14 protein-coding genes are annotated in these 17,892 nt (G+C 53.0%); 9 read left to right on the top strand and 5 right to left on the bottom strand.

Annotated elements, in window-relative coordinates:
• The first annotated feature begins 227 nt into the window (after nt 1-227).
• Nucleotides 228-2,924, top strand: coding sequence for a metal-transporting ATPase (locus AXA67_03620; protein ID KXJ41915.1), 2,697 nt, complete (start codon nt 228-230; stop codon nt 2,922-2,924).
• 149 nt (nt 2,925-3,073) lie between these two features.
• On the opposite strand, the gene AXA67_03615 is transcribed toward AXA67_03620, so the two are convergent.
• The 3 genes from AXA67_03615 to AXA67_03605 are packed head-to-tail and all read right to left on the bottom strand — an operon-like array spanning nt 3,074 to nt 5,594.
• On the bottom strand, nt 3,074-3,895 hold the full coding sequence (locus AXA67_03615; GenBank protein KXJ41914.1) for an oxidoreductase: 822 nt from the start codon (nt 3,893-3,895) through the stop codon (nt 3,074-3,076).
• Between the two features lie 39 nt (nt 3,896-3,934).
• A complete protein-coding gene (dcd, locus tag AXA67_03610) occupies nt 3,935-4,501 on the bottom strand; it encodes a dCTP deaminase (GenBank protein ID KXJ41889.1) in 567 nt (188 codons plus the stop codon).
• Nucleotide 4,502: 1 nt separating this feature from the next.
• Nucleotides 4,503-5,594, bottom strand: a complete 1,092-nt coding sequence (locus AXA67_03605) for an ATPase (protein KXJ41888.1) — start codon at nt 5,592-5,594, stop codon at nt 4,503-4,505.
• A 153-nt stretch (nt 5,595-5,747) separates the two neighbouring features.
• Between AXA67_03605 and AXA67_03600 the strand changes: the two genes are divergently transcribed.
• The gene (locus AXA67_03600; GenBank protein KXJ41887.1) at nt 5,748-6,734 is read left to right on the top strand and encodes a hypothetical protein; all 987 of its coding nucleotides are present in this window, start codon (nt 5,748-5,750) and stop codon (nt 6,732-6,734) included.
• A gap of 72 nt (nt 6,735-6,806) precedes the next feature.
• Entirely contained in the window at nt 6,807-7,049 is a 243-nt protein-coding gene (locus AXA67_03595; GenBank protein ID KXJ41886.1) for a hypothetical protein, read from the top strand.
• A 9-nt stretch (nt 7,050-7,058) separates the two neighbouring features.
• On the opposite strand, the gene AXA67_03590 is transcribed toward AXA67_03595, so the two are convergent.
• Both AXA67_03590 and AXA67_03585 read right to left on the bottom strand, forming a co-directional pair.
• Nucleotides 7,059-7,580 carry a hypothetical protein gene (locus tag AXA67_03590; GenBank protein ID KXJ41885.1) on the bottom strand — a complete coding sequence of 174 codons (522 nt, stop codon included), beginning with the start codon at nt 7,578-7,580 and terminating at the stop codon, nt 7,059-7,061.
• Nucleotides 7,581-7,899: 319 nt separating this feature from the next.
• Nucleotides 7,900-9,234, bottom strand: a complete 1,335-nt coding sequence (locus AXA67_03585; GenBank protein KXJ41884.1) for a hypothetical protein — start codon at nt 9,232-9,234, stop codon at nt 7,900-7,902.
• 283 nt (nt 9,235-9,517) lie between these two features.
• Here AXA67_03585 and AXA67_03580 point away from each other — a divergent pair, with 283 nt between their 5' ends.
• The 6 genes from AXA67_03580 (at nt 9,518) to AXA67_03555 (ending at nt 17,882) form a co-directional block, all read left to right on the top strand.
• A complete protein-coding gene (locus AXA67_03580) occupies nt 9,518-10,879 on the top strand; it encodes a hypothetical protein (protein ID KXJ41883.1) in 1,362 nt (453 codons plus the stop codon).
• 14 nt (nt 10,880-10,893) lie between these two features.
• Nucleotides 10,894-11,907, top strand: coding sequence for a cyclic pyranopterin phosphate synthase MoaA (locus AXA67_03575; GenBank protein ID KXJ41882.1), 1,014 nt, complete (start codon nt 10,894-10,896; stop codon nt 11,905-11,907).
• Nucleotides 11,908-12,093: 186 nt separating this feature from the next.
• Nucleotides 12,094-14,700, top strand: coding sequence for a pyruvate dehydrogenase (gene aceE, locus AXA67_03570; protein ID KXJ41913.1), 2,607 nt, complete (start codon nt 12,094-12,096; stop codon nt 14,698-14,700).
• Nucleotides 14,701-14,847: 147 nt separating this feature from the next.
• On the top strand, nt 14,848-15,120 hold the full coding sequence (locus AXA67_03565; GenBank protein KXJ41881.1) for a hypothetical protein: 273 nt from the start codon (nt 14,848-14,850) through the stop codon (nt 15,118-15,120).
• Between the two features lie 40 nt (nt 15,121-15,160).
• Nucleotides 15,161-16,459, top strand: coding sequence for a branched-chain alpha-keto acid dehydrogenase subunit E2 (locus AXA67_03560; protein ID KXJ41880.1), 1,299 nt, complete (start codon nt 15,161-15,163; stop codon nt 16,457-16,459).
• 16 nt (nt 16,460-16,475) lie between these two features.
• Nucleotides 16,476-17,882 carry a dihydrolipoamide dehydrogenase gene (locus tag AXA67_03555; GenBank protein KXJ41879.1) on the top strand — a complete coding sequence of 469 codons (1,407 nt, stop codon included), beginning with the start codon at nt 16,476-16,478 and terminating at the stop codon, nt 17,880-17,882.
• The last annotated feature ends 10 nt before the right edge of the window (nt 17,883-17,892 follow it).

The following is a 17,892-nucleotide window of genomic DNA, read 5'->3' as shown; positions in this document are numbered from 1 at the left end:
CTCTCAAGCGAGTGCGCTGGGTGGTGAGCGCTATTCGAGATTTAAGCATTAACCGGGCTTTGCTCCAAAGCCTGCGTCAACAGGGATTCCAGGGGAGTGTGGCAGTAGCTGCCGACCGTTTGGAGGATTCTCGTCAACTGGAGGTTATGGGCGTGGATCTGGTGTTATTGCCCTACCAGGATGCCGCTGACAGGGCGGTTGATTTACTTACCGGCCACGAGCGCCGTCTGCTTGCTCTCGACGATGGCCGCGAAATCCCTCTCCAGGAAGTTCCCTGGCACGCCTTGCCCGTGGAAGAAGTCCTGCAGCGGTTGCAGGTGGACCCAGCCCAAGGGTTGAGCGAGCAAGAGGCAGCCGTGCGCTGCCAGCATTTTGGTCCCAACCGCTTGCTGGAAAAACCACCTGCCTCTGTTTGGCAAATCCTGCTCCGCCAATTTAAAAGTTTGTTGATCTTGATTCTCATCGGCGCCGCCGGCCTGGCATGGGCCATTGGTGAACTCACCGATGCTCTGGTTATTTTGGTTGTGGTTTTCATCAATGCTTTGTTGGGTTTTTATCAGGAATACCGGGCCGAGCAGTCCCTGGCCGTACTCAAAAAAATGTTGGTGCCAGAGGCGGAAGTGCGCCGCAGCGGCAAAGAACGCATGATACCCGCGACTGAAATCGTACCGGGCGATATTGTTATTTTTGATGCTGGTGACCGGGTGCCGGCTGATGGCAGGTTAATCCAGGCCCATAATCTACAAGTGGATGAATCTTCTCTCACGGGGGAGTCCCACCCCGCCACCAAAATAGTTGAGCCGCTGCCGGAGGAACTACCCCTGGCGGACCGCCGCAATATGCTCTATATGAATACCAGCATTACCCGCGGCCGGGCTGAAATGGTGGTGACCGCCATTGGCATGGAAACCGAGATTGGCCAGTTGGCGGCGATGTTGGCGCAGGCCGAAGAAGCACAAACCCCTTTGCAGATTCAGTTGGATGGATTGGGTAAGCGGTTGGCCGCCCTTGCGGGTATGGTCGTGGTGTTGATGCTGTCGGGAGGGTGGTTGCGCGGACAACCCTGGACTGATCTGATTTTTACTGCCGTGGCGCTGGCAGTGGCATCGATTCCCGAGGGTCTGCCAGCGGTGGTCACCGTTACCTTGGCCATGGGTCTGCACCGGATGGCACGCAAACGCGCAATTGTCAAACGGCTGGCAGCCGTGGAAACGTTGGGATGCACCTCGGTGATTTGTTCTGACAAGACCGGTACCTTGACCCTCAATCAAATGACCGCACGCGCCTTGTATGCATTAGGACGCACCTGGCGCGTCAGTGGGGAAGGTTACGATTTTAAAGGGAAAATCCACCCGGAAAGCGGCGAGAATGCCGATTTATCCGAGATCATCTTACCCTTTGCGGTTTGTAACGACGCTAAATTGGCCGACGGGCGTGTGGTCGGCGATCCCATGGAAGGGGCGTTGCTGGTGCTGGCGGCCAAAGCCGGTCTGGCGCTTGAAACCGTGCGCCAGGCGTGGCAGCGGGTGGCCGAGATCCCATTCGATACTGCACATAAATTCATGGCCACTTTCCACCGGCGGGGAGAGCGTATCGTTATTCTGGTCAAGGGCGCGCCGGAAGTATTGATTGAGCACAGCACTCAAGTCTTGGGCGCCAAAGGAATTGTGCCCTTGACGCCAGAACGCCGTCAACAATGGCTGGAGGTCAACCGCACGTTGGCATCCCGAGGCTTGCGTATTCTGGCCTCAGCCAGGCGCGAAATGACGGTCGCTGATTTCGATTCCAACGGGGAACTATTATCTTACATCCGCGACCTGACCCTATTGGGATTGGTTGGATTGATGGACCCTCCCCGGCCTGAAGCCAAAGATGCCATAGATTTGTGCAAACGGGCCGGTATTGGCGTCAAGATGATTACCGGCGACCAACCTGTCACCGCCGCCGCCATTGGCCAAGAATTGGGATTGACCGGAGAACTGCTGGTAGGTACCGATCTGGATCATCTCAGTGACGCCCAACTGACGGAACAGATTGAAAATACCGCCATATTCGCCCGCACCACGCCGCAGCAAAAAGTGCGCATCGTTAAAGCTTTAAAGGCTCACCAACACATCGTGGCTATGACCGGGGATGGCGTGAATGATGCCCCCGCCTTGAAAAGCGCCGATATTGGCATTGCTATGGGGATTACCGGTACTGATGTGGCCAAAGAAGCCGCCACCATGATTCTCACCGATGATAATTTCGCCACTATCGTCGGCGCAGTCAAAGAAGGGCGGACCATTTACGACAATATTCTCAAGTTCGTGCGTTTTCAATTGTCCACCAACATTGGCGCCATCCTCAGCCTGCTAATTGCTCCATTCCTTGGCTTGCCACTGCCCCTCAACCCGATCCAAATTCTTTGGATCAACATTATCATGGATGGGCCGCCGGCGATGGCGTTGGGCATCGATCCCCCGCGCCCCAGCATCATGGATGAACCTCCCCGCTCTCCCAAGGCCCAAATTCTCAATATGCCCCGGTTACTGCGGCTGCTTTTTTTTGGACTCATTATGACCGCAGGAACCTTGGGTATTCTTTGGTGGGGACTGGAAAACCGAAATCAAGCAACTGCTTTGACCATGGCCTTTACCACCTTCGTCTGGTTCCAGCTTTTCAATGTCTTCAATGCCCGGATGGAGCATAGGAGCGTGTTCAACCGCCATAGCCTTCGCAACCGCTGGTTGTGGCTGTCTTTGTTTGGTGTGGTGTTATTGCAGTGGTTTGCCCTGGAGTCAGGCACCGGCCGGGATATCTTCCATACTGTGCACTTGTCTACCAAGGATTGGGGGTTGGCGGTAATAGTAGCTTCCAGCGTGTTGGTGGCGGAGGAGTTGCGCAAGGCATTTTATTTCTTTTTCTTGATCCGCCATTTTTGACCGGTGCCGTCCGAGGTTGCACTGAGCAAATTTTTGATTCTGCGGGTTTCCCAAATCCAAATGGGTTCCTGATTGGCCCCGGTTATGATTGAAACCGGGGCATGGAGTGGGCAGGGTATTTTGTGGCTACTGTATTCTCGAAGGCCAATTCAAACTTTGCGCAACACCCAATCCAGTAATCGGAAAGGCAAAATCCGCCGCAGGAAGGCGAATAGATAGGTCGGAAAGGTGACGTAGTATCGGATTTTGGGGCGGGGGGACTCCAAGGCGTAAATGACTTTTTGCAGCACGGCTTCAGCAGGAAGGGTAAAGGGCACAACGGGGCCTTCGGTGGCCAGGCGTTGTTCCATTTTTTTATAGAGTTCCCGGTAGGGGCTGTGCTGGGCGTCGATGTTTTGTTTGAACTTGTGGTAGGCGTTTTCCCGGAATTTGGATAGGATGGGGCCGGGTTCGATCAACACCGGATAGATTTTGGTTTTGTAAAGTTCCAGGCGCAGCGTGTCCACCAATCCTTCGAGGGCGAATTTACTGGCGTTGTAGGCGCCGCGGAAGGGGAGGGCGACGAATCCAAGGACCGAGCTATTATATAAAATCCGGCCGTAACCTTGTTTGCGCATGACCGGCAAAATCAAATTGGTGAGTTCGTGGGTGCCGAAGAAGTTGGTTTCAAATTGGGCTTTGAGTACTTCCCGGCTCAGGTCTTCCACCGCGCCGATTTGGCCCCAGGCGCCGTTGTTGAACAGGGCGTCCAGGGTGCCGCCGGTCCATTCTAATACTTGATTAACGGCTTTTTGGATGCTTTCACTGTCGTCCAAATCCAGTTGCACGGCTTCAAAGCCTTCTTGTTTTAAGCGTTCTACATCTTCGGCCTTTCTGGCCGAGGCGAAGACCCGGTAGCCCCGCTCTTTCAGCCCTTTAGCCGTGACATAGCCAATGCCGCTGGAGCAGCCGGTGATAAGAATGGTATTGATGGGACGTTGACTCACGGAAAATCCTCTTTTTGATTGTTGTCAGGCTTTGGGAAGGGTCACGCCGGTTTGTCCCTGGTATTTCCCGCCCCGGTCGCGGTATGAGGTTTCGCAGACTTCATCCGCTCCCAGAAACAGCACTTGGGCAACCCCTTCATTGGCGTAAATTTTCGCCGGCAGCGGGGTAGTGTTGGAAAATTCCAGGGTGACGTGGCCTTCCCACTCCGGCTCCAAGGGGGTGACGTTGACGATAATTCCACAGCGGGCATAGGTGGATTTGCCCAGGCAGATGGTCAATACGTCCCTGGGAATGCGGAAGAATTCCACCGTGCGCGCCAGGGCGAAGGAATTGGGAGGAATGATGCAGACGTCGGATTTGACATCCACAAAGCTGTCGGCGTCAAAGTTTTTGGGATCTACAATCGCCGAATTGATGTTGGTGAAGATTTTAAATTCATCGCTACAGCGGATATCGTAACCGTAACTGGAGGTGCCAAAGGAAATTACCCGCTCGCCGTTGACTTCTGCGATTTGACGGGCTTCGAAAGGTTCGATCATGCCGTGTTCTTCCGCCATTTGGCGGATCCAGCGGTCGGATTTGATGGCCATGTCAGTCGTTCTCCACCACGATTTTCGGGAATTTGGCGGCAAAGTCCTTGGGACGCCGCGCCAGTTTCGCGGCCGCTTTGCGGGCGATTTCTTTATAGATTTGCGCAATCCGGCTGTCGGGCTCATAAATAACGCTGGGATGGCCGCTATCGGCATTCTCACGGATGCTGATGTCCAAAGGCAGGGAGCCCAGCAGAGGAACGTCGTATTTTTCAGCCAGCTTTCCCCCCCCGCCGCTGCCAAAGATGGGTTCTTCGTGACCGCACTGGCTGCAAATATGCAGGCTCATATTTTCGACGATGCCCAGAACCGGGACGTTGACCTTCTCGAACATTTTCAACCCTTTCATCGCGTCCAGCAAGGCGATGTCCTGGGGGGTGGTGACAATCAAGGCGCCGGAGACAGGAATCTGCTGGGTGAGGGTGAGCTGGATGTCGCCGGTGCCGGGAGGCAGATCGACAATCAGGTAATCCACATCCTGCCAATGGGTCTGGGTCAGCAATTGCTGTAGGGCGCTGGTGGCCATGGGGCCGCGCCAAATCATGGGGGTATCTTCTTCCACCAGGAAGCCGATGGACATGATTTGCAGATCGTAGGATTGTTTGGGTTCGATAAGCTGGCCGTCCTTGGTTTCCGGTTGACCGCTGACTCCCAGCATCCGCGGAATACTGGGGCCATAGATATCGGCATCAAGCACGCCCACCTGGGCACCTTCCTGAGACAACGCCAGAGCGAGATTGGCGGCGACGGTGGATTTTCCCACCCCGCCTTTGCCTGAAGCGACGGCGATGATATTTTTGATGCCGGGTAGCGGTTTTTGGCCTTGCTGTACGGCACGGGCAGTGATTTCCGTTCGAACCTGAATATCCACCGCTTCCAGCCCGGAAACAGCGCGGAGTTTCTCTGTTAGTGTGGTAACCAGCTGGGGAATATAGCCTCGAGCGGGAAAACCCAGGATGATTTCGATGGACGCCCGGCCATCCTCGATTTGGATTGACTGGACTGCACCCGCGCTCACCAGGTCCGAATCCAAGTGAGGATCACAATAGGTTTTGAGCGCATTTTCGATGCTTTCTCGGGAAAGAGATGTCATGAAAGCTCCTGTCTTGAAACTTGTGGTTTTGTGGGTAATAAAATACCCTGACGCTGGTTGTTAGTCGTGGCGGTTGCCTTGTTTTCCAGTAGACCGTCTCGTCTAAGGAAAAATCCGCTGTTTATTCTACACGACCCGCTTGCCTGACTCACGATGAGGTCTAGTATGTCCTTGCGTTACCGAATCTATCAATTGCTCGATCACCGCCATCCAGGAGTTGCCAGTAGAACGGTGGATATTTCCATCATGCTACTGATTTTTTTGAATGTGCTGGCGGTGATTTTGGAATCGGTGGATGAATATTACCTCACTTATCAATCTTGGTTTGATGGGTTTGAGGCGCTTTCGGTGTTTGCTTTTACCATCGAGTATCTCCTGCGGGTGTGGTGTTGCGTGGAAAACCCCAGATTCCAGGATCCGGTTCGGGGGCGTGTGCGGTACATGCTGACACCAATGGCGATTATCGATTTATTGGCATTCTTGCCGTTTTATTCAACTTACTTTTTCAATCTGGATGGGCGTTTTCTGCGAGTATTGCGGTTGGTGCGAATGTTCAAGTTGACCCGTTATTCCAGCGCCCTGGATTTGTTGTTCGCGGTGATTCAACGGGAAGCTTCGGCCTTCATTTCCGCGATTTTTGTGATGGTAATAATTATTATCATTGCCTCCAGCGGCATCTATTTGTTGGAGCACGAAACCCAGCCCGAAGCCTTTGGCAGTATTCCCAAGGCCATTTGGTGGGCGACGGTGACGTTGACTACCGTTGGCTACGGGGATGTGGTGCCTATGACGCCGTTGGGAAAAGCGTTTGGGGTTTTGATTACCATTGCCGGGGTCGGGATGGCGGCCATGCCGGCCGGGATTTTGGCCTCGGGTTTCTCCATGGAGATTCAAAAGCGGCGTGAACTTTACCGGCTTAAATTGCGGGAAGCCCTGGCCGATGGCGTGATTTCCCGGGCGGAATACGAAGCCTTGAAATTATCCCAACAAGAGCTAGGGCTAGAAGAGGAGGAGGCGGAGGCCATTATGGACTGTGAAAAAATTATGTTCCGGAAAACCGGAGAGTATCCTTCCCGTTGTCCTCATTGTGGAGAATCGCTAGTTGCTGGGCAGAATGATTCTATCCATGCGGATTCGTGAGTGTTGTGCGGTTTGCTGGCGATAGGCGTAGAATCGAATACAGCCTTTTTTGTATTGCTGTAGGTGTTTGTGATGAAAAAAACCATCCTTTTGATTTTGCTACTGATGGTAGTGGCCGGATTGTTTTGGGGCAGGATAGCGCCAGTGACTGGCGCTTATGCCGTGTCTGGGTGTTGTAAAGTGCGGAAATCTGAACGAGATCCGTGGCGTAAACACGGGACCGATCTGGCTGCGTGCAAATCCATGAACCGGGCGCAGGACGGAGACAACATTTTCAAGCCCAATGGAGCAGTCTGGTGGGATATGAATTGTTGAACCAACCGATTAATAATACTTGGCGCGTATATCCCGTACTCGATGTTCCAACGTTTGTGCCACGCGGCTGATTTGGCTCAATAACTTATCGTAACGTTCCTTGAGCTGGCGGTATTCCTGTTCCAGTTCCCATTCCTTGCTAAGCAGGGTGGTTTCTTGATCAATCAGTTGATCGTAGTGCTTCCGGAGTTGTTCGAGTTCGTGGACGATTTGACCAATCTGCGCCTCAAACTCGTCGCGTTCTTCACTGATACGGCGATATTCTCTAGGCGCGGCGTCAGGATCGATTTCTTCCAGTAATTTATTGTGCTTTTTGACTTTATGGCGCAGTTCATTCAGTTCGTGACGTTTTTGACGGATGTCGCGCGCGACATCCAGCGCTTTTAGCTCAATCTCGGTGAGCTGTTTACGAACGCCATCCAGTTCTTGCTCTAGCTGCTCCAAGGATTGGTTGATTTTCACAAGCTCCTTCTCTAAAGGGTTAATGTGCTCTTGGATCTTGTCCAGGGCTGATTCTGCTGATGCGACCATTGTTTTCACCTCCTTGCGATTTTTTTCGTTGTTTCTAAATGTGGGGGCGGTGGATTAAAAAGCAAGTCATTTTGAGTTTGGTACTTTTACCGCCAAGGCAAATTTTTATGGTGGTGTCCGTGTATGGGAGATGAAACAAACAGTTTACTTACCTCCTTCTAAACTGTCATTGCTTTCACTTATCCTCCTCCCCTTTGATGCGCCGGCTTTCTAGCCGGCGTTTTTTTGTCTGCGGCGTGAAGTTGAAATGAAATATCCGGGCTAGATGGTTTTTGAATAAATAGTTGATTAGGTAGCGGTAATCCAATGCTACCCAGATCTATGGAATCATGTTCCAAGTGACTTCGACTTGCTTTAGTGTCTTTTCTGGCGCTTCGCTTAGCAGTTCCCTCATGACCCAAATCCCAAAATTTCTTTTTAAAGTCGCTTTAACCGGATTTGGATTTTCTGTCAGGTAATTTTTGAGGTCTTGTTGTATGTTGGCATAGAGAATAGGTGCGGCACTGGTTTCAGAGGCAATCTTGTCATCATTTATGGCTAACGCTGTAAGTAACAGGTAATAGGAGAGAACTTGCTGTCGATGATTATGAGTCAGGCCTTCCCGGATGGCACGGATAAGAACGTTGGCATGCCTTTGTCTGCTTTGTTCGTCACTTAGAAGGTTACTCAAGACGGACAAAAACAAAGTATCTTCAATTTCGGCGCCGTCCAAATTCAAAATAGTTTCGAAGATTTCCATGGCTTTCTCGGTATCTTTATCCACGCTGTCATAAAAGCGCGGCAGCAGCACTTTATCGAAAAAGTTTTGTTGAAATGCCTGGATCTGGTTATCCACTTTTCCAAGCCGGGTCAGCGTGTTGTCGATTTTTGGGGCGATGGTTTGAATTTGGTTTTCGATATTTTTGGCGCTATCCAAACGGGCCGCTAATTCGGTGTGAATTTGAGTGATTTCTTTTTTCAGTTTTTTGACGTCTTGCAGTTCGGAAAGGCCAATCAGCCCAAAAACAGCGACAATGGTGCTTAATCCAGCGCCTATCAGGGAGGCGACAATGGTCATGCGCGAGCGGCTCCGCTCGACGCTTTCAATAAGCTCCTTGGCCCGGCTACTGGTATGGTCGAAGACGGTTTGAGCGGCTTTCAGCGAAGCGTCGATGACTTTGAGCTCGGCATCGAGCCGGGTACTGATCATTTGAATCTTTTCATCCACCTCCTGGACTTTAACCGCCATGACGTGATCCCCCACATCCCGCAGGCGCGTACTCAAATGCATGAGGAATTTGAACTCCATTTCCGGATGTTCGCGGGCGAGATTGAGGAGTTCTTTGCCCCTGATTTCTAACAGCTTAGAGGCTTCCGTAGTGATAGCGGTGGCGGATCTGGGTTTTTGATCGAATACGGCGATTTCACCGAAAAATTCTCCCTTGCGGAGCAATGTCAGCGGAATCATCTTGCGGTCGGCGCCCAGCAAGGAAATTTCCACGGAACCCGAGCCAATCAGGAAAATTGAATTGCCCGGTTCCCCGATGCGGAAAATCATTTGGTTCGCTTCGAAGGATTGTTGCTCGGACATGGCGGGGGAAAGAATGTGGTCAATTTCCTTCTCGGAAAGGTTGGCGAAAACCGGGTGATTCTGGAGAAATATTTTCCAATCCATATCACGAACTCCACTGAGGGTAGCGAGTCAAAATCAAACAGTTAATGTCCATCATAGGCTCATGCTCCCCCAGAAACAACAAAGGTATTCTCATGCTCCCTTTGTTGGGTGAGTTCTTGGCATACGGATTGTGTGAATAGAGGGCGCGGCGGGGCTTCATTCTCATTCCCAGTCTGGCATAATGATAAGATTCAACAGACGGGCCGGAAACCAATTTTTGTTGATCGAGTAATTTTATCCCTGCAAAAGTAGGGATACGGTAACCCACAGGTAACATAAAACGATGTTTGATACGCTTTCTGAACGATTAACCCACACCTTCAAAAAAATCCGCGGCCAAGCCCGCTTGACTGAAGACAATATCAAAGACACCCTGCGTGAAGTGCGGATGGCGCTGCTGGAGGCCGATGTGGCCTTGCCGGTGGTCAAGGCTTTCACCGACCAAGTCAAGCAAAGGGCGATGGGGCAGGAAGTCCAGACCAGCCTGACCCCTGGCCAGGCATTCGTCAAAGTTGTCCAACAGGAATTGATTGATGTGATGGGGGGCGCCAGCGAGGGCCTGAATCTGGCCACCCAGCCACCGGCGGTGATTTTGATGGCGGGTCTACAGGGGGCGGGGAAGACGACCACCGTTGCCAAATTGGCCCGCTGGCTCAAAGAGCGGCAAAAAAAGAAAGTCGCGGTGGTGAGCGCCGACGTTTACCGGCCCGCCGCTATTGCCCAGCTTAAAACCCTGGCCGATGAGGTGGGGGTGGAATTCATTCCCTCTTCTCCCGAGGAATCGCCGGTGGAGATTGCCAAGAAAGCGGTCGAACACGCCAAAAAGCACCTGCTGGATGCAGTGATTATCGATACCGCCGGCCGTCTTCACATTGACGAAGCAATGATGCAGGAAATCAAACAGGTGCACGAGGCGGTGCAACCCATCGAAACCCTGTTTGTAGTTGATAGCATGACCGGCCAGGATGCCGCCAATACCGCCAAGGCTTTCCACGATGCCTTGCCCTTGACCGGGGTAGTGCTGACCAAAGCCGACGGCGATGCCCGGGGCGGGGCGGCGCTGTCCATTCGCCATATCACCGGCAAGCCGATCAAGTTTATCGGTCTCGGGGAAAAAACCGATGCCTTGGAGTTATTCCACCCGGATCGAATCGCTTCCCGCATTTTGGGCATGGGGGATGTACTCAGTCTGATTGAGGAAGTCGAGCGCAAGATCGATAAGAAAAAGGCCGAGAAGTTTGTCAAAAAAGTCCAAAAAGGCAAGGGCTTCGATCTGGACGACATGCGCGATCAATTGGCCCAGCTAACCAAGATGGGCGGCATTACCGCAATGCTGGATAAGCTGCCGGGGATGGGGGACCTTCCCAAAAACGTCAAGGAAAACATCAATGACAAGGATATCACCCGGCAAATTGCCATCATCAATTCCATGACCCCCCACGAACGCCGTTTTCCCGCGGTCATTAACAACTCCCGCAAGCGCCGGATTGCCAAAGGTTCAGGGATGCAGGTCCAGGATGTCAACCGGCTGTTGAAGCAATACAGCCAGATGCAAAAAATGATGAAAAAGATGAAAAAGATGAAAGGTTTTGGCAAAGGTGGATTGCCGGGAATGCCAGGCGGCATGCCTAAAATGCCGTTCTAGCCGGTAAAGCGTTTTTGCATGAGGTTGATGTTTTGAATCCCACCGGCGCACTGATCGACCGCTTCGGCCGCAAGATTACTTATTTGCGGATTTCAATCACCGACCGCTGCGATTTGCGTTGTCTGTATTGCATGGATGAGAAGATGACGTTTCTCCGCCGGGCGCAAATCCTGTCTCTGGAAGAAATCCACTGGATTGCCAAGGCTTTTGTCGATCTCGGCGTGGAGAAAATCCGTATCACCGGCGGCGAGCCTTTGGTGCGGCGCGGTGCTTTGGGCTTGATTGAGCAATTGGGGAAATTACCACTGAAGGAGTTGGTGATGACCACCAATGGCACCCGTTTGGCGGAATGTGCCGGTCGTTTGAAGGCAGCGGGCGTTTCCCGCTTAAACATCAGCCTGGACAGCTTGCAACCGGCGCGCTTTCGGGAAATGACCCGGGTAGGACGGCTGGAACGAGTGCTGGAGGGTATCGAGGCGGCCCGTGGCGAAGGTTTTGAGCGTATCAAACTGAATACCGTGATTCTCAAGGGATTCAATCACGATGAAGCGGTAGATTTAGTCCATTTTGCCATAGACCGGCAACTGGATATCAGCTTTATTGAAGAAATGCCGTTGGGCGCTGTGGCCAGTCACGACCGCGCTCATGCCTACTATTCTTCCGATCAGATCAAGCAGGATTTGGAGCAAGTATTCACTCTGCTGCCAAGCCCAGTCCGCACGGGTGGCCCTTCCCGTTATTTCAGTGTTGCAGGTTCAGAAACCAAAGTGGGTTTTATTTCACCCCATAGCCATAATTTCTGCGGTGACTGCAACCGGGTGCGGCTGACCGTGGAGGGCCGGCTACTGTTATGCCTTGGCAATGAACATTCCGTGGACCTCAAGCAAGTCATTCGGCGTTATCCGGGGGATGAAGGCAAATTGCGCCAAGCCATTGTGGCGGCAATGGCAATCAAGCCGGAAAAACATTATTTCGATTTACAAGAAAAGCCGGTAATCTTGCGGCATATGAACATGACCGGAGGATGAGTAGCTTGGGTAACTTGCTGACGCTGTTATACTATACGACTCATTTTTAATATAGCCCTTGCGTACCAATTGATTCGAACCGTTTAGCAAGTTTTTGGAGGATGTGTGACACAAAATCTTGATCCCCGCTGGCTCTCCGGCGCTTCCCTGTTTCAGGATCCTGACCCGGAAGAGACCCGGGAGTGGATGGATGCATTGCAATCGGTAATCCAGGCCCAAGGCCCCGAGCGTGCCCACTATTTGATTGAGCGCTTGATTGACAAAGCCCGGCGTTCCGGAATTAATATTCCCTATTCCGCCAATACCGCTTACATCAACACCATTCCTCCCCATCTCGAGAAACGCTGTCCCGGTGACAGCGCGATTGAACGCAAAATCCGTTCCTATATACGCTGGAACGCCATGGCCATGGTGGTGCAAGCCAACCGCAGATCCACCGAATATGGCGGGCATATTGCCACCTTTGCTTCCGCGGCGACTCTGTACGAGGTGGGGTTCAATCATTTTTTTCGCGCGCCCAATAAAGACTTTGGCGGCGATTTGGTGTTTTTCCAGGGCCATGCTTCCCCTGGCATGTATGCCCGCGCCTTTCTTGAAGGCCGGTTGACAGAAGAGCATCTGCAAAATTTCCGTCGTGAAGTAGCGGGCAAGGGATTGTCATCCTATCCTCACCCCTGGTTGATGCCGGATTTCTGGCAATTTCCCACGGTTTCCATGGGGCTGGGGCCGTTAATGGCCATTTATCAAGCGCGTTTCATGCGCTATCTCCACGACCGAGGTTTGGCGGATACCGAGGGCCGCAAGGTCTGGTGTTTCTGCGGCGACGGGGAAATGGATGAACCAGAGTCGGTGGGCGCATTGTCCCTGGCAGGCCGGGAACGGTTGGATAACCTGATTTTTGTGATTAATTGCAATCTCCAGCGACTTGATGGCCCTGTGCGGGGGGATGGCAAAATCATTCAGGAACTGGAAGGACTGTTCCGCGGGGCGGGCTGGAATGTGATCAAAGTTATCTGGGGTTCCCGCTGGGATCCCTTGCTGGCCCAGGACAGCAAAGGTTTGCTTAAAAAGCGCATGGAAGAAGTCGTCGATGGCGAATACCAAACCTACAAAGCCAAAGACGGTGCTTACGTACGCAAGCACTTTTTCGGTAAATATCCGGAACTTCTGGAAATGGTGGCCAATATGTCGGACGAGGAGATTTTCCGCTTGGACAGGGGTGGCCACGATCCTCACAAAGTTCATGCCGCCTATGCCGCGGCGGTGGAGCACACCGGGCAGCCGACCGTCATTCTGGCCAAAACCATTAAGGGTTACGGCATGGCCGAAGCGGGTGAAGGCAGAATGGGCGCCCATCAGCAGAAAAAACTGGAAGAGAAAGCCCTGCGCAAATTCCGCGACCGCTTTGATATTCCCATTCCCGATGACAAACTGGCCGAAGCGCCTTTTTACAAACCGGCGGATGACAGTCCCGAAATTGAATATCTGCACGAGCGCCGCCGTGCCCTGGGGGGATATCTGCCCCAGCGGCGGCGCCAGTCCAAACCGTTGCCGAAGCCTGAACCCAAGGCATTCGACTTTGCCTTCCAAGGGACCGGGGAGCGGGAGATGTCCACCACCATGGTATTCGTCCGGATTTTGGCGGGGTTGATGCGGGATAAAAAATTGGGCAAACACGTGGTTCCCATTGTTCCGGACGAGGCCCGGACATTCGGCATGGAAGGGCTGTTCCGCCAATACGGAATTTATTCCCATGTGGGGCAACTGTACGAGCCGGAAGATGCTGGCCAGATCAATTACTACCGCGAAGACAAGCAGGGGCAGATTTTGGAGGAAGGCATCTGCGAAGCCGGCGCCATGAGTGACTGGATCGCCGCCAGTACAGCTTACAGCAATCATGATCTGGCGATGGTGCCTTTCTATATCTACTACTCCATGTTCGGATATCAGCGTGTGGGTGACTTATGCTGGGCGGCAGGGGATATGCAGGCGCGGGGGTTTCTCATGGGCGGCACCGCTGGGCGGACGACATTGGCCGGAGAAGGCTTGCAACACCAAGATGGCCACAACCTGTTGTTTTTTTCAGCGGTGCCTAACTGCGTCACCTACGATCCCTGTTTTGGTTACGAACTGGCTGTGATTATCCGCGACGGCATGCGGCGGATGATGGAGGAAGGGGAAAATGTTTACTATTACCTGACCGTCATGAATGAAAATTACACCCATCCGGCCATGCCGGATGGCGTGGAAGAGGGGATTTTGCGGGGAATTTACCGGTTTTCGAGTGAAGGCAAAAAGTCCCAAATCCAACTGTTGGGAAGCGGTACTATCCTGCGGGAAGTGATTGCCGCCGCGGATCTTTTGAAGACGGATTTCAACGTGTCGGCGGATGTGTGGAGTGTTACCAGTTTTAGCGAGCTGCACCGCGATGGCATGGAATGTGCTCGTTGGAATGGGCTTCATCCTGAGGAAAAGCCAAAGCAAAACTATGTCTCTTCGGTACTGGATTCAACCCAAGGGCCAATCGTGGCGGCGACGGATTATGTCCGCACCCACGCGGATCAGATAAGGCCTTATATTTCCAAGCCTTATTACGTCCTGGGGACCGATGGCTATGGACGCAGCGACGTGCGGAAAGAGCTCAGACGCTTTTTTGAAGTGGACCGCTATTCCATTGCCGTGGCCGCGCTTAAAGCCTTGGCGGATGAGGGAACGGTGAAACCAAAGCAGGTCAATGAGGCAATTGCCAAATACGGCATTAATCCGGAAAAGCCTTTTCCGCCAACGGTTTAAATTCTACATCATTCGGTATAATGGCCGGCGTTATGGCATTGCTGTAATGCCGGCCGATTTATTTTTTAATATCATCGGCGTTGGAAGATTTAGCCAGTAAAAGGGTGCCCCCTCCCCAACCCTCCCCCGCAAGCGGTGGAGGGAGCGATGGACCATGCCTGGAATCCCCTCTCCCTTTGGGAGGGTGTTGTAAAAGTCCATCCTTGGACTTTTACGACTCGGAATCGGAAAAACGTGATTTTCCAATTCCTCCATTTTCAATGGCTTATGGCCATCGAAAATGGCGATGCATCCCTGTATCGCAGAGGGTGTCGGCTTTTGCGACACCCTCTTTGGGAGAGGGGTTGGGGAGAGGGGTTGGGGAGAGGGTGTGACGGCGCTGTCCTTGCCATAAGTTGCGTAACATCAGGTAATAAATGAAAATCGATTATTTAATATGCATTCTAAGGGGTAAATAAGGGTGAGCCAGGAGAAGGAAATAGTCGTTCCGCCATTGGGGGATATCGATGAGGTGGATGTCATCGAGGTTTTGGTGCAACCGGGGGATAAGGTCGAAAAAGACGCGCCTCTGATTACGTTGGAGAGCGACAAGGCAACCATGGAAGTGCCATCGCCTGACGCCGGAACTGTGACAGCAGTTTTGGTTAAAGTGGGAGACAAGGTCAAAGAAGGCTCGCCCATTGCCAAGCTTGAAGTGGCAGAAGGATCCGCCGAGGCTGAAGCCCGGGCGCCTGCGAAAGAAACGCCACCGCTGGTGGAAGAGAAAGCGCCGCAACCAGAACAACCTCCAGCATCCGCTTCCCCATCGGTTCCTGCATCAGAAGCAGCCCCTTCACCTCCGGTGGCGGAAGAGGCCACGGGCCAATTACCCTATGCCAGTCCCTCGGTGAGGAAATTAGCCCGAAAATTAGGCGTGGATTTACATCAAGTCAAAGGCAGAGGGCCCAAAGGCCGGATTCTGCGGGAAGATGTGGAAGCGTTTGTCAAAGCCCGACTGCAGGGCGCGCCGGCAGGTGGCGGGGTTTCGCTGCCCCCGATTCCGGAAATCGATTTTTCCAAATTCGGGCCGGTGGAAACCCAGCCCTTGTCGCGGATCAAGCGCCGCTCCGGGCCGCATTTGCTCAGAGCATGGCAAAGTGCGCCTCAGGTTACCCAGCATCACGAAGTGGATATCACTGATCTGGAAGAATTCAGAAAAAGCCTGAAAGCCGAGTCCGAGCGGCGCAGCGTCAAGATTACCCCTTTGGCGTTCGTGCTCAAGGTTTTACCAGCATTGCTGCGGCAATTCCCTTCCTTTAACGCTTCTTTGGCGCCCGACGGGGAGTCTTTGATCCTGAAACAATATTTTCATATCGGCGTGGCGGTGGCGACGCCGGATGGGTTGGTGGTGCCGGTTATCCGGGATGTGGACAAGAAAGGTGTGTGGCAATTGGCCGAGGAGTTGGCTGAAGTCAGCGCCCGGGCCCGGGCGGGTAAACTCAAACCGGATGATCTCCAAGGCGGATGTTTTTCCGTGTCCAGTCTGGGCGGTATTGGTGGCAGCTTTTTTACTCCTATTGTCAATGTGCCAGAGGTGGCCATTCTCGGCCTGTCCCGGGCCAAGATGCAGCCCCACTGGAATGGCAATGAATTTATTCCGCGATTGATCTTGCCCATTTCGCTTTCCTACGATCACCGGGTGATAGATGGCGCGGAAGGGGCCCAGTTTGTGGTCAGATTCGGAGAATTGTTGGGCGATTTGCGGCGCTTGGTGTTGTAATAAGGAGGGTGGACGGATGACGGTACAGACTGAAGTTTTAGTGTTGGGGGGTGGCCCCGGCGGTTATACGGCGGCCTTCAGAGCGGCGGATTTGGGTAAAAAGGTGACATTGGTAGAGCGCTATCCGGTCTTGGGGGGCGTTTGTTTGAATGTGGGATGTATTCCTTCCAAGGCGTTGTTGCACATGGCGCAAGTCATTTACGATGCCCGTGAGAGCGCTGGTAAGGGCATTGTTTTTTCCGAACCTGACATCGATCTGGCCAAGCTCCGTCAATGGAAAGAGCGGGTGATCAAAACCTTGAATAAAGGCCTGGCGGGGCTGGCCCAGCAACGTAATGTGGCAGTGATTTATGGCACTGGCCGCTTTACTTCCAGCAACACGCTTGAGGTAGGTGGCGACAACGGCAGTCAAACCATTCAATTTGAACAGGCGATCATTGCCGCCGGTTCCCGGCCGGTGAAGCTGCCAGGATGGCCGGAGGATCCCAGGATTATGGATTCCACCGGAGCGCTGGCGTTGGAAGAGATCCCGCAGTCGCTGTTGGTGGTCGGCGGCGGCGTCATTGGCATGGAGATGGCCTGTGTCTATCATGCCCTTGGCGCCAAAATCAGCGTCGTGGAATTGACCGATCAGCTTTTGCCCGGCGCGGATCCCGATTTGGTCAAGCCGTTGCATCAAACCGTTTCCAAGCGTTACGAATCCATTTGGCTTGGCACCAAAGTGACCGAACTGGAGTTTCAGAAGAAGGGAGTCAAAGTCAGCCTGGAAGGCAAAGACGCTCCGCAGTCGCAAGTGTTTGACCGGGTATTGGTAGCGGTGGGCAGACGTCCCAATAGCGACCAGTTGAATCTTGAAGCGGCAGGTGTGACTACGGATGAGCGCGGCTTCATCACCGTTGATGACAAGCAGCGTACCAACATACCCCATATCTATGCCATTGGCGATATTGTCGGTAATCCCATGTTGGCCCACAAGGCCAGTTATGAGGGGAAAATCGCGGCGGAAGTTATTTGCGGGGAGCCTGCCGCATTTCAGGCGCTGGCAATCCCGGCGGTGGCTTATACCGATCCCGAGGTGGCCTGGATGGGCAAAACTGAAACAGAGCTAAAACAAGAAGGTATCGAATACGATAAGGGCGTGTTCCCTTGGGCTGCCAGCGGCAGGGCTTTAACCTTGGGCCGCCGCGATGGTATGACGAAACTGCTGAGCGACAAGAAAACCGGCCGGATCTTGGGTGCGGGTATCGTCGGTCCCCACGCTGGTGAATTAATTGCAGAGACGGTATTGGCTCTGGAAATGGGAGCCGATGCGGAGGATATCGCTTTGACCATCCATCCTCACCCAAGCCTGTCTGAAACAATCATGTTTGCGGCGGAAATCATTGACGGTTCCATTACCGACCTTTATCTTGGTAAAAGTTAAAGGGTGGAAA

Origin of the sequence: Methylothermaceae bacteria B42, from assembly GCA_001566965.1 — a bacterium.
Classification (GTDB): Bacteria; Pseudomonadota; Gammaproteobacteria; order Methylococcales; family Methylothermaceae; genus Methylohalobius.
The sequence above is the reverse complement of the archived record's forward strand: the minus strand, read 5'-3'. Positions and strand labels throughout refer to the sequence as shown.

Excerpts from the sequence above, each read along its gene's own strand:
- dcd (KXJ41889.1), bottom strand. The coding sequence starts at position 4,501 with ATGGCCATCAAATCCGACCGCTGGATCCGCCAAATGGCGGAAGAACAC.
- AXA67_03565 (KXJ41881.1), top strand. The coding sequence starts at position 14,848 with ATGGACCATGCCTGGAATCCCCTCTCCCTTTGGGAGGGTGTTGTAAAA.
- AXA67_03605 (KXJ41888.1), bottom strand. The coding sequence starts at position 5,594 with ATGACATCTCTTTCCCGAGAAAGCATCGAAAATGCGCTCAAAACCTAT.
- AXA67_03595 (KXJ41886.1), top strand. The coding sequence starts at position 6,807 with ATGAAAAAAACCATCCTTTTGATTTTGCTACTGATGGTAGTGGCCGGA.
- AXA67_03600 (KXJ41887.1), top strand. The coding sequence starts at position 5,748 with ATGAGGTCTAGTATGTCCTTGCGTTACCGAATCTATCAATTGCTCGAT.
- AXA67_03585 (KXJ41884.1), bottom strand. The coding sequence starts at position 9,234 with ATGGATTGGAAAATATTTCTCCAGAATCACCCGGTTTTCGCCAACCTT.
- AXA67_03590 (KXJ41885.1), bottom strand. The coding sequence starts at position 7,580 with ATGGTCGCATCAGCAGAATCAGCCCTGGACAAGATCCAAGAGCACATT.
- AXA67_03555 (KXJ41879.1), top strand. The coding sequence starts at position 16,476 with ATGACGGTACAGACTGAAGTTTTAGTGTTGGGGGGTGGCCCCGGCGGT.
- AXA67_03580 (KXJ41883.1), top strand. The coding sequence starts at position 9,518 with ATGTTTGATACGCTTTCTGAACGATTAACCCACACCTTCAAAAAAATC.
- aceE (KXJ41913.1), top strand. The coding sequence starts at position 12,094 with ATGGATGCATTGCAATCGGTAATCCAGGCCCAAGGCCCCGAGCGTGCC.